The organism is Thermosinus carboxydivorans Nor1 (genome assembly GCF_000169155.1).
Lineage (GTDB): Bacteria > Bacillota > Negativicutes > Sporomusales > Thermosinaceae > Thermosinus > Thermosinus carboxydivorans.
This window is the reverse complement of record NZ_AAWL01000037.1, coordinates 1-11605: the sequence shown is the minus strand read 5'-3', so window position 1 is coordinate 11605 and position 11605 is coordinate 1. Positions and strand designations below refer to the sequence as shown.

The following is an 11605-nucleotide window of genomic DNA, read 5'->3' as shown; positions in this document are numbered from 1 at the left end:
CAACCTGTATGTTCCAAGCCAAAGAGGACTTGATCAAAACCGTGTTTATGGACAAGAGAGACAATGCGGTCCTGGAATTCTAAGATGCCAGGACGGTTGTTGGCAACGGAAAAACGACACAAAGGCCGTTTTTCTTCCTGAAGTGTTAAGCAACAAACAACATTGTCCTGACTGCTTACATCAATTCCGACAAACAAGGGAGATGGCATAGGAAACACCTCCTTTCAAACAGGATGAGGATGTCTACGGTCCTGGGATGTCCCTGGGAAACCCATGAACGACAGCCTTGCGTGCTATTGGAATACACCGGAGGCCACCGGTGCACAAGCCTTCCTCTGCTGGCGGAAGGGGCGGCCGAACGGGAAACATTCAGCGTGTAGGTCTATACCATGGGGCCAGGGGAACACTCTTACTGTGGAAGAACCCTTCAAGAGGGGCAACAGGGGGAAACGGAACATTCCCTTGGTAGACATCCACCTATGGCTATTTTCCCAAAGACATCCCAGGACCGTAAAGAGATTTTGAGGATGTTTCATTTTCAAAAATAAAGAAGAGCAGCTTTGGTTGATTATGTTAATCAACTGGTCGCTACTCTTAATATACAAGGGGGTATGAGGTATGAAGTATGAGGTATGAGGTATGAAGTATGAGGTATGAGGTATGAGGTATGAGGTATGAGGTGCGGCAGCACTTTACTCTAGTTACAAAAAATAAAAAAGCTTTAAATAAAGGGAGGAATTGTTTATGTTACAAAAACCGTATTTGATGGTTCCTGGGCCGACGGCTGTGCCGGAGCGGGTGCTGCAGGCCATGCACCGCCCGGTCATCAATCACCGCGGCCCGCAGTACGAGGCCTTGTTTCGCGATGTGAGCGACCGGCTGAAAACTGTTTTCAAGACTAAACAGGATGTGCTTACCTATCCGGCAGCCGGCACGGGCATGATGGAAGCGGCGGTGGTCAATATCTTGTCGCCAGGCGACCATGTCTTGGTGGTCAGTATCGGCGTCTTTGGCGATCGTTTCGCCGAAATTGCCGCTAAATTCGGCGCTGTCGTGGAAAAGCTGGATTTTGCCTGGGGGGAGGCGGCCGCCCCGCGCGTTTTGGCCGAGCGCCTGGCCGGCGACAAAGAAGGCCGTATCAAAGCCGTTTTTCTTACCCATAATGAAACGTCGACCGGTGTGACCAACGACGTTCAGGCCCTGGCGGCGGCGTGCAAGGGCCATCCTGCCCTGGTGGTGGTGGATGCCGTAAGTTCCCTCGGCGCCATGGACCTGGCGATGGATGAGTGGGGGCTGGATGTGGTCATTACCGGCTCGCAGAAGGCGCTGATGCTGCCGCCGGGTCTGGGCTTTATGGCCCTGAGCGAGCGGGCGTGGGCGGCATGCGCCCAAAGCACCATGCCTAAGTTCTACTGGGATGCCCAGGCGGTCAAAAAAGCGCTGGCCAAGGGGCAGAATCCGTATACACCGCCCGTCAGCCTCTTGTTCGGCTTGGCGGAAGCGCTGCGGCTGATTGAGGAAGAGGGTCTGGACAACATTTTTGCCCGCCACCGGACATTGAGGGCGGCGCTGCGGGCCGGCGTTCGGGCCATGGGGCTGGGGCTATTGGCCGACGACAAGGTTGCCTCGCCCGGGGTGACCGCCGTGTTGCCGCCGACCGGGATAGAAGCCAAAAAAATTCAAAAGACCATGCGCGAACGTTTCGGCATCACGTTGGCCGGCGGCCAGAAAAAGCTGGAAAACCAGATCTTCCGCATCGGCCATCTCGGGTATGTTGCCCAAACCGATATTTTGGTGACATTGGCTGCCCTGGAAATGACGCTGGCCCTGCTCGGACACAAAGTCGAGCTGGGCGCCGGGGTGCGCGCCGCGCAAGAAATACTTATGGAGGGATAGTGAATGAGAATATTGGTTGCTGATCCTGTTTCCGCCGAAGGCGTAAAACTCTTGCAGCAGCACTTTGAGGTAGATATCAGGCATAAACTGCCGCCGGAAGAACTTATCCGCGTGATCCCGGCCTATGACGCCCTGGTCGTGCGCAGTGAGACCAAGGTCACCAAGGCAGTCATTGACGCCGCGGCTAACCTGAAAGTCATCGGCCGGGCCGGTGTCGGCGTCGATAATATTGACGTCGAGGCGGCCACCAAACGGGGCATTATCGTTCTTAACGCCCCGGAAGGCAATACCGTAGCCGCAACCGAACATACCATGGCCATGATGCTGGCCCTGGCTCGCAACATTCCCCAGGCCCACGCCACCATGAAGGCCGGTGAGTGGCAGCGCAGCAAGTTCATGGGGGTGGAACTCAGGGGCAAAACGCTCGGCATCCTTGGTCTTGGCCGCATCGGCGCCGGGGTAGCCAAACGGGCCATGGCCATGGAAATGACGGTGCTGGCCTACGACCCATTTATCAATGCCGATAATGCCAAGGCGCTCGGCGTTGAGCTGGTTGAGCTGGACGAGGTGCTGGCCGCCGCCGATTTTCTTACCCTCCACCTGCCGTTGACGCCTGACACCAAGGGCCTACTCGGCCAGGATGCGTTTAAACGCATGAAGCGGGGGGTGCGCATCATTAACTGCGCCCGCGGCGGCATCATCGACGAGGCCGCCTTGGCCCAGGCCCTGCAGGACGGCACTGTGGCCGGCGCGGCAATAGACGTTTTTGAAAAGGAACCAGTTGACCCGAATAATCCGCTGCTTGGGCTAAACAACGTGGTACTTACTCCCCATCTTGGCGCCTCGACCGCCGAAGCCCAAGTCGGCGTGGCGGTGGATGTCGCGCGCGGCATCATTGCCGCGCTGCGGGGCGAGCCGGTGACCACGGCGGTTAATATGGCGCCCATCCCGCCCCATGTGCTGGAAGTCATTCAGCCCTACTTCAAGGTGGCGGAAAAAATGGGCTGTCTGGCCGTTCACCTGGCCGACGGCCGCATCGGCGCCGTGGACGTGGAGTATAACGGCGACATTAGTGAGGTAGATACGCGTCTCGTTACCACGGCCGTCATCAAGGGGATGCTCAACCCCATCCTGCAGGAAAACGTAAATTATGTCAATGCGCCCGGCATCGCCAAGGCGCGGGGCATTAAAGTCAAGGAAATAAAGAGCAAAGAGACGGCCAACTTCGCCAACCTCATCACCGTAAGGGTCCGCACCGACAAGACCGTCCATATGGTGGCCGGTACGCTGTTCGGCAAGACGGAAGGACGCATTGTCATGATTGACGGCTATCGCGTCGACGTCGACCCGCAGGGCTGGCTGCTGATCGGTCCCCATATCGACAAACCGGGGATGGTGGGCAAGGTGGGCACTATTCTGGGCGAGCACAACATCAATATCGCCGGCATGCAGGTCGGCCGCACCGAACAGGCCGGCACCAATATCATGGTGATGGCGGTGGAAAGTGACATTCCCACGCCGGTTATGCTGAAAATTAAGGCCGTCGACGGCATTCTCGGCGCCAAATTGGTCAACTTCAATGCCGGTTAAGGAGGGGTACTATGGCGACACGGTTTATTTTAGTACGCCACGGTGAGACGACCTGGAACCGGGAAGGCCGCTACCAGGGGCAGATTGACACGCCGCTTAGCGACTTTGGGAAGTGGCAGGGTGAAAGGGTGGCGGAGGCGCTCAAAAATATCCCGATTGACGCCTGTTACGCCAGCCCCCTGTCCCGCTCCTACGATACGGCCGTCATGTGCGCCCGCCATCACGGCCTTGCCGTTACGGCCGATGACCGGCTGCTGGAAATCAATCACGGCGAGTGGGAGGGGTTACTCGCCAGCGAAGTGGCGGCGCGCTATCCGGACCTGCTGGAAAAATGGCGGACGACGGTGGTCGATGTCAAGATGCCCGGCGGCGAGACCATCGCCGATGTGCGCGACCGGGCCATGGCCGCTTTCCGCGACTATGCGGTTCGCCACGGCGGTCAGACGGTGCTGGTGGTGGCCCACGACGCGGTCAACAAGGCGGTGCTATGCTCCATCCTGGATATTGACCTGTCCCATTTTTGGCAGGTCAAGCAGGACAATACCTGCATCAATGTCTTTGAATATCAGGACAATGGCCGCTGGCGGCTGGTGCTGATGAATTCGACGGCGCATCTCGGCTTTTTGTTCAGCGGTATTGAACAAAGAGGGCTATAAGGTCTGGACAAGAATTTATTAGCCGTTGCCAATGCCAACTTTAAAAAATAATTACCAGCAAATAAGCCGACCATAGGGTCGGCTTATTTGTATCTTTTGGCTTTCAGGTGGTGAATATTCATGCTAATACAATTCCAGTAGTTTTTTTACGTCAGGTTGGGTTGAAGATAGATTAACTGAAAGTGTCTTGACGCAGACAGGATAAGAGGGTTATCATATAAATAGATTTAAGTTTTTAAATATGTTAAAGTAATTTGCTATGGACTTTGTCCCAAAACCTGCATGTTCATCTTGTTGTTCCGCAGATATTACTATATGGAACCCAAAATATTAAGAGGGTAATTGTAAAGCATTGTGCTTGCCCCTCATAAAATTGGTAAGCGAAAGTGGTGCATGGCGTGAAAGATTTAGCCCAGATTTTCAAGGCATTAGGTGATGAAACAAGGCTGGAAATCGTAAAGATGCTTAGAGGACGCCAGCTTTGCGTGTGCGAGATTATGGACGCGTTTAAGCTGTCGCAGCCGGCCATATCCCACCATCTGAAAATATTGCGGCAGGCCGGCGTAATCGACGATGCCAAGGAAGGCAAATGGGTATTTTATAGTTTAAATCCGGAAGCGTTTAGGTTGATTGAAGCGTTTTTAACGCAGATTAGGCGGCTGGATGAGGGCGAGGCGAGGCGCAGGCCTTGTTCGCCGTACCAAATTCAGCAAGAGGAGGAAGAAGAATGACCAAACCACAAGGCGGGCTGTCCTTTTTAGATCGTTACTTAACCCTGTGGATTTTCCTGGCGATGACGGTTGGCGTTGTCGGCGGCTACCTTTTTCCAGGCGTGGCAACATGGCTTGACGCTATGTCTGTCGGTACGACCTCGATACCCATCGCCATCGGGCTGATTGTAATGATGTATCCGCCGTTGGCGAAAGTCAAATACGAAGAGATGGGCAAGGTATTCCGGAACGGGAAGGTTCTTGGCCTGTCGCTTATCCAGAACTGGGTTATTGGGCCGGTGCTGATGTTTGTGCTGGCCGTTTTCTTGCTGCCGGACAAACCGGATTACCTCGTCGGGCTAATTCTCATCGGTTTGGCCCGCTGCATCGCCATGGTCATTGTCTGGAACTCGCTGGCCAGAGGCGATGCCGAGTATGCCGCGGCGCTAGTGGCGCTGAACTCCGTTTTCCAGCTTGTTTTTTATTCGGTTTACGCCTATGCGTTCATTACCGTTATTCCTGGCTGGATTGGCCTTAAGGGCATGGAGGTTCATGTAGCCATGAGCGACGTAGCCTTGAGCGTGGCCATTTATCTGGGGATACCATTTGTCGCCGGTTATCTGACCCGTTCCTTCCTCCTTCCCGCCAAAGGACGGGAGTGGTATGAGAAGGTTTTCCTGCCGAAAATCAGTCCCCTTACGTTGATTTCTCTGCTTTTCACCATTGTTGTGATGTTTTCTCTTAAAGGAAGTTATATCATCCAGCTGCCGCTGGACGTCGTCCGGATCGCTATCCCGCTCTTAGCCTACTTTGTCATTATGTTCCTGCTATCGTTCTTTTTGAGCTGGCGGTTAGGGGTAAATTATGAACAGTCAACTACGCTGGCCTTTACGGCGGCCAGCAACAATTTCGAACTGGCGATTGCCGTGGCGGTTGCCATTTTTGGCATAAACTCGGGCCAGGCGTTCGCCGCCGTTATCGGCCCCCTAATCGAGGTGCCGGTTATGATCGGTTTGGTTGGGGTCGCGCTCCGCTTCGCCGAAAAGTATTTTCAGGCTGACGGCCAGGCAAAAGTAGGAGGAGCAGATTAGCGTTTCTCCGCCGCCAAGGGTAAGCGGCAGCTACCCTAAGGCTACCAGGACGGCGCCAAGGGCGATGAGCGCTACGCCCAGGCCATTGAGGAAACTGACTTTTTCGCCTAGGAAAACGATGGCGATAACCGTCGCCAGAACCACGCTCAGCTTGTCAATGGGCGCGACCTGGGAGACTTTGCCGACTTTTAGCGCCAAGAAATAGAACAGCCAGGAAAGGGCCCCCGACACGCCGCTCAGCACAATAAAAGCCAAAGTCTTTTTATCGGCGATGATCGCCGGCAGTTGGCCGGTATTGCCCTGGAAGAAAACTACGACCCACAGAAAAGCGGCCATGATGACGGCGCGGACGGCCGTGGCCGTGTTGGCATCAACCGACTGCAGGCCGATCTTGCCGAAGACGGCGACCAGCGCCGCCGTTACCGCCGATAATAGTCCATAAATTAGCCAGAGATAATCCACTATGTTTCACCTCCTATAATTAACATTTTACACGTTATGCCGTCGTCCCCCAAGGGGCGATTAATTTTTGTTTGAATTATTTGCCAAGTTTATTTATCATTGTTTTTATAAAGGTAATGCGGTGGTTTCTTGCCGCATGTTTGGGGGAGTGGTAAAAGATGCTTGATCGGATTTTACGGGTTAATATGACGCATTTGACCGTCGCCAGCGAGCCGTTGCCGCAAGAATACCGGTATCTGGCCGGACGGGCGTTGACATCCAGGATGGTATTTGATGAAGTCGTGCCCTATGCCGAACCGCTCGGGCCATATAACAAGCTAATTTTTGCCTGCGGCCTGCTGGCCGGCACGACAATCTCCTGTGCCAACCGGCTGTCAATCGGGGCCAAGAGCCCGCTGACCGGCGGCATTAAGGAAAGCAATGCCGGCGGTATTGCCGCTTATAAAATGGCTCGGTTGGGCTACCGCGCCATTGTCGTCGAGGGCCTGCGGGAGGATCATGCCCGGTATCTGCTTGTCCTAAATAAAAACGGCGGCGAACTTCGCCGGGCGGACCAGCTTGCCGGCAAAGGGATTACCGAGAAGGCGGCGCTACTGCGCCAGGAGTTTGGCGCCAATGTCGGGCTCATCCTCATCGGTCCGGCCGGCGAACAGCGCCTGCTGACGGCAGGCATTGCCAATAACGATCCGGACGGGCGGCCGACTCGCTTCAGCGGCCGCGGTGGCCTGGGGGCGGTCATGGGGGCCAAAGGCCTCATCGGCATTGTGCTCGACGATACCGGCTGTGCGCCGGCGGAAGCGGCCAGGCCGGATGAATTTGCCGCCAAAGGACGCGAGTTTCACCAACTGCTGCTAAATAACCCTCAGACCGGTGAATATTTCCCCAAATACGGTACGGCGGCCATGATGGAAATCACCAATGCCATCGGCGGTCTGCCGACCCGCAATTTCCGCACCGGCCGGTTTGCCGGGGCCGATAAACTTAACGGCGAGGCGTTATATCAGACCATTGTCAGCCGTGGTGGCGCCGGTCGGCCGACCCATGCCTGCATGCCGGGCTGTCTGGTGCGCTGCTCCAACGTTTATCCTGATCAGGAAGGGCGGGAAGTGGTGGCACCGCTGGAATACGAAACGCTGGGCCTCTTGGGCAGCAACCTGGAAATTGCTAACCTGGACGTGGTGGCTCAGGCCAACAGGCTTTGCAACGATTACGGCGTTGACACCATCGAAATCGGCTGTGCCATCGGGGTGGCGATGGAGGCCGGCGTGCTGCCCTTCGGCGATGAGGACGCCTTTCTTAAACTGATGGAAGAAGTGGTAACCGGCACCTATCTGGGCCGCATCATTGCTTCCGGCTGTGTGGTGACGGCGAAGGTCTTCGGCGTGCGCCGCATTCCCGCGGTCAAAGGGCAGGGCATGCCGGCGTATGAGCCGCGGGCCATAAAGGGGACAGCCGTCACCTATGCCACCACGGCCATGGGAGCCGACCATACGGCCGGCAACGTCGCCCGGGCCAACGTTAAGCACCACCTCAAAGACGGGCAGGTAGCCCTGTCGCAGGGCGCCCAAATCAAAATCGGCATGCTCGATGCACTGGGCTTCTGCATGATGGTTGCTCCGGCCCTGAAAGACAGCACTATCTTGGCGGAATTGGTCAATGCCCGTTACGGCTCAAGCCTTACCGCCCAAGATCTGGAACAGCTTACCCGCCAGTATTTGCGAACAGAAAAAGAATTTAACCGCCGGGCCGGTTTTACCGCCGCCCACGACCGCCTGCCGGAACACTTTTACGACGAAGCCAATCCGGAAACCGGCACCGTCTTTGACATCACCGATGAAGAACTGGCAAGTCTGACATTTTAAATGGGAATGAGGTTGGGATGCAGCAGATCAACTTGGAAATCCAATGCCGCTTACCGTCGCGGAAAGAGACGCTGCACTTGACGGCGCCGCAGGGGGCGACGGTCGCGGAAATTTTGGCGAAGGCGAGGCTGGCTGATGTGCGCGAAGTGTTGGTCGTCTATAACGGCCAAGCCGTTTGCCCGGATGACAGGCTTACCGCCAGCGGCGCCATTATCATCCTGCCTTTGCTGTGCGGCGGATAATTGAAAGATAAGTTTATAACCGCATTTTGTGGCGCCAATTTATTGGCATGATTATCTTTGCGGTTTTAGTGGGCAAGCTTGTCCAAGCCAATAGCAGGATTTGGCAATTGGGGGCAGAATAAAAACAGTGTGACCAGAACAAGCTGAAGATGATTAGCCGGCCGGTTGGTGTTGGCTGTCGACGTCCGGTGGCGGTGGCGCCGGGTCGGCGGTTGGTTCAGCTGATGCGGCGTCATCCGGTGCGGTCAGTTTTTCCACCCGGATGGCGATGCCGCCGATCAGGGGGGCGATGAGGTTAAAAATTAAGACATAGACCAGGCCGGTCAGGCCGGAGCCGAGGCCGGTGACCAGGCCGAGAAAGGCGCCGCCCAACAGGCCGACGGCATCCCGTTCTATCAGACCCAGAATCAGGCCGCCGCTACCGCCGAGGACGGCCCCGGCCACAAACAGCAGGCGGAAAACAGCCAGGCCGGAAACACGCATGATTCGGTAGTTATACATATTTTTACACCCCTTTCACAAGGAGGAGAGGATCTATGACACAAACCATTTACGATATTGCCATCGTCGGCGGCGGCCCGGCCGGGCTGTCGGCGGCTCTCACCGGCCGCATCCGCAACAAAGAGGTCGCCCTGTTCGAACGGTCGGAATTCAGCCCCAAACTGCAAAAGGCGCATTTGGTGGACAATTATCTGGGCATGCCCCAGATTACCGGCCAGGGGATGATGCAGCAGTTTGTCGCCCATTGTCTGGCCCACAACCCGGTGCTTATCAAAGAGAAGGTAATTAATATCTTCCCGACCGGGGAAACGTTTACCCTGATTACTCCGGGCAACATGTATCAGGCTAAGACCGTCATTCTCGCCACCGGCGTCGTCCCTACCGGGCTGCTGCGCGGCGAGCGCGAGCTTTTGGGCCGGGGCGTCAGCTACTGCGCAACCTGTGACGGCATGTTCTATAAGGATAAGGACGTTGCTGTCATTTCCTACACCAAAGAAGGCGAGCATGAAGCCGAATACCTAGGCGAGCTGTGCCGAACCGTTTACTATCTGCCCCAATACCGAGGCCAGCTGCCGCCCATGCGGGCCAATGTCAAAATTGTGACTGACCGCAAACCCCAGGCCATTGCCGGCGACAGCCAGGTTGAACGGCTGGTCACCGATAAGGAAGACCTTCCGGTGCATGGGGTTTTCATCCTTCGTCAGTCTGACCCGGTGGAAAACATTTTGGCCGGGCTGGAAATGGAGGGGGAAGTAATTAAGGTCAAGCGCGATCTGTCCACCAATATCCCCGGGGTGTTTGCGGCTGGGGACTGCACCGGCAAGCCTTGGCAAATCGCCAAAGCTACCGGCGAAGGTTTGGTGGCCGTGCTTAGCGCCATAAACTATCTCGAAGCGAAAGCCAAATAAGCCGGACGGTGAAGATTAGGGCGGCATAGCCGAAAAACGGATATAACAAGCCGATGAGATTGGCGAAGCCCAGCTGGCTAACGGCCAGAGCCACTGCCGTGAGTATGAGTAGGCTGGGGAGAAAGGCCAAGCCGGTGGCGCTTTGAAATTTGCTCGTGCACCCGTACAGGCTGGCGAGGGCGGTACTGTACATGGCTTTGATCAGCATGCAGGCATAACCGTAATGGCTTAAGCCTTGCTGGGCCTCCGATATGTACAGCATCGGCACCTCATAGCTTAATATGCGCGGATAATGGAGCATCGTCACAATTACGATAAAAAGACCGAGCAGCGTCAGGACCATTCCACCCAGCACCCCGCCGGCCAGCCGCGCCTGGCGGCTGGTGACCTGGGCGCCTAGGGGCGCAAGGACCGTAGCGCCCAGGATAAGGTTATACGAAGCGTATAAGAGACCGGCAAGCAGCCAGTTCGGCGCCGGCTGCTTGCCCGGCAGTGGCGGTATGGCCAGGAGGCCGGGACTGACGCCGTGGTATATTAGGGAGTTGACACCAATAACAACTGTTGAGATGATGAGTAGCGGGGTTACGATCACGTTAATCAGGGAGATGCCTTTCATGCCGGTCATAACGGTCATTGCCACAATAAGGGCCATAGCCGCTAAACCGGTATTATAATTCAGGCCAAAGTAATCGCGGCAGACGGCGCCGGCGCCGGCCAGCATGATGGTAAGGCCGCCGAACAGAAAAAAAGCGGTAATATTATCGAGGACTAAACCTGCGGGCCGGCCGCAGGCGTAGTGCAGCACCTGGTGGTAGCCGCTGGCGCGTAAAGTATGGCCGAGCTGCAGAATATAGGCGCCCAGCCAGGCGAAAAGCACGCCGCATAAGGCGAGACCGGCCAGGCCGATAGTGCCGTAACTTACGAAAAATTGGACCAGTTCCTGTCCGGAGGCAAAGCCGGCCCCGATAACCGTGCCGACATAGGTGAACGCTACGCGGGCGGTATCCAGGACGTGGCGCATCACATTCCCCCTTTGCCGTCACTGATACAAATGTATGATGAACACGCTGATTTCTGACATGGATTTTTTTGGGAATAGAGCCGTCATGTTGACGATTTTGGGGAAATACTGGTACAATAAAAGCGATTGCCACCGCGCTGACGGGCTGGAATGGCTTTACATTTTTGGCGGTATAATGTAAGATTAAAGAGTAAAAACTAATCATAAAACTGTAATTTCGTCCCTCTTGATAAAGGCGGGGGTTTTTTTATTGTCCCGGGTTAGGTACCGACAGGTTTAGGAGGTTTGTGCTATGCTTGACATTAAATTTGTCCGGGAAATCCGGAAAAAGTACAACAGGCGCTGGCCAGCCGCGGGGTGGCTATTAGTCTGGACGAGTTTTTGGCACTGGACAAGCAGCGCCGGGAACTGTTAGTCGAGGTTGAGGGGCTGAAAAATAACGCAATACGGTGTCGCAGGAAGTCAGCCGCCGCAAAAAGAATGGCGAACCAGCCGACGACCTTATTGCCGAAATGCGCCTGGTCGGCGACCGCATCAGCGCTCTTGACAGCCGGGTGCGCGAGGTGGAAGCAAATTTAAATAGTATCCTGCTGAACATCCCCAATGTGCCGCATGAATCGGTGCCGGTCGGCAAGGACGAAAACGACAACCAGGAAGTGCGCCGGT

Annotated in this window: 12 protein-coding genes and 2 pseudogenes; 10 read left to right on the top strand and 4 right to left on the bottom strand. The window is 55.7% G+C overall.

The window, feature by feature from the left end; translation table 11 throughout:
* Window positions 1-209: pseudogene (locus TCARDRAFT_RS14000) on the bottom strand (IS110 family transposase); the annotation flags it as partial.
* 535 nt (window positions 210-744) lie between these two features.
* Here TCARDRAFT_RS14000 and TCARDRAFT_RS13995 point away from each other — a divergent pair.
* From TCARDRAFT_RS13995 to arsB, 5 genes are all read left to right on the top strand, one after another.
* On the top strand, window positions 745-1896 hold the full coding sequence (locus TCARDRAFT_RS13995) for a pyridoxal-phosphate-dependent aminotransferase family protein (RefSeq protein WP_007290628.1): 1152 nt from the start codon (window positions 745-747) through the stop codon (window positions 1894-1896).
* Window positions 1897-1899: 3 nt separating this feature from the next.
* Window positions 1900-3486 (top strand): phosphoglycerate dehydrogenase, encoded by a 1587-nt coding sequence (serA, locus tag TCARDRAFT_RS13990; protein WP_007290627.1) that lies wholly within the window; start codon window positions 1900-1902, stop codon window positions 3484-3486.
* An 11-nt stretch (window positions 3487-3497) separates the two neighbouring features.
* Window positions 3498-4142, top strand: coding sequence for a histidine phosphatase family protein (locus tag TCARDRAFT_RS13985; protein WP_007290626.1), 645 nt, complete (start codon window positions 3498-3500; stop codon window positions 4140-4142).
* A 398-nt stretch (window positions 4143-4540) separates the two neighbouring features.
* On the top strand, window positions 4541-4873 hold the full coding sequence (locus TCARDRAFT_RS13980; protein WP_007290625.1) for an ArsR/SmtB family transcription factor: 333 nt from the start codon (window positions 4541-4543) through the stop codon (window positions 4871-4873).
* Complete coding sequence (gene arsB / locus TCARDRAFT_RS13975) at window positions 4870-5943, top strand: ACR3 family arsenite efflux transporter (protein WP_007290624.1); 1074 nt, start codon at window positions 4870-4872, stop codon at window positions 5941-5943. The genes TCARDRAFT_RS13980 and arsB overlap by 4 nt, the downstream gene beginning before the upstream one ends.
* 30 nt (window positions 5944-5973) lie before the next feature.
* Here arsB and TCARDRAFT_RS13970 read toward each other — a convergent pair whose 3' ends face one another.
* Window positions 5974-6405, bottom strand: a complete 432-nt coding sequence (locus TCARDRAFT_RS13970; RefSeq protein ID WP_007290623.1) for an EamA family transporter — start codon at window positions 6403-6405, stop codon at window positions 5974-5976.
* A 158-nt stretch (window positions 6406-6563) separates the two neighbouring features.
* On the opposite strand from TCARDRAFT_RS13970, the gene TCARDRAFT_RS13965 reads away from it, so the two are divergent.
* Both TCARDRAFT_RS13965 and TCARDRAFT_RS13960 read left to right on the top strand, forming a co-directional pair.
* Entirely contained in the window at window positions 6564-8267 is a 1704-nt protein-coding gene (locus TCARDRAFT_RS13965; protein WP_007290622.1) for an aldehyde ferredoxin oxidoreductase C-terminal domain-containing protein, read from the top strand.
* A 17-nt stretch (window positions 8268-8284) separates the two neighbouring features.
* Window positions 8285-8509: a ubiquitin family protein gene (locus TCARDRAFT_RS13960; protein WP_040683496.1), complete on the top strand. Its 225-nt coding sequence runs from the start codon at window positions 8285-8287 to the stop codon at window positions 8507-8509.
* Between the two features lie 153 nt (window positions 8510-8662).
* Here the strand turns inward: TCARDRAFT_RS13960 and TCARDRAFT_RS13955 are convergent, their stop codons facing one another.
* Entirely contained in the window at window positions 8663-9010 is a 348-nt protein-coding gene (locus TCARDRAFT_RS13955; RefSeq protein ID WP_007290621.1) for a hypothetical protein, read from the bottom strand.
* A gap of 35 nt (window positions 9011-9045) precedes the next feature.
* On the opposite strand from TCARDRAFT_RS13955, the gene TCARDRAFT_RS13950 reads away from it, so the two are divergent.
* Window positions 9046-9918, top strand: a complete 873-nt coding sequence (locus tag TCARDRAFT_RS13950; RefSeq protein ID WP_007290619.1) for an NAD(P)/FAD-dependent oxidoreductase — start codon at window positions 9046-9048, stop codon at window positions 9916-9918.
* On the opposite strand, the gene TCARDRAFT_RS13945 is transcribed toward TCARDRAFT_RS13950, so the two are convergent.
* On the bottom strand, window positions 9881-10939 hold the full coding sequence (locus TCARDRAFT_RS13945) for a YkvI family membrane protein (RefSeq protein ID WP_007290620.1): 1059 nt from the start codon (window positions 10937-10939) through the stop codon (window positions 9881-9883). The two genes, TCARDRAFT_RS13950 and TCARDRAFT_RS13945, sit on opposite strands and share 38 nt — an antisense overlap.
* Window positions 10940-11231: 292 nt before the next feature.
* Here TCARDRAFT_RS13945 and TCARDRAFT_RS16260 point away from each other — a divergent pair, with 292 nt between their 5' ends.
* Together TCARDRAFT_RS16260 and TCARDRAFT_RS16120 are read left to right on the top strand one after the other, a co-directional pair.
* Window positions 11232-11354, top strand: a complete 123-nt coding sequence (locus TCARDRAFT_RS16260) for a hypothetical protein (RefSeq protein ID WP_269635019.1) — start codon at window positions 11232-11234, stop codon at window positions 11352-11354.
* A pseudogene (locus TCARDRAFT_RS16120) lies at window positions 11297-11605 on the top strand (serine--tRNA ligase); the annotation flags it as partial. The gene TCARDRAFT_RS16260 and the pseudogene TCARDRAFT_RS16120, both read left to right, overlap by 58 nt.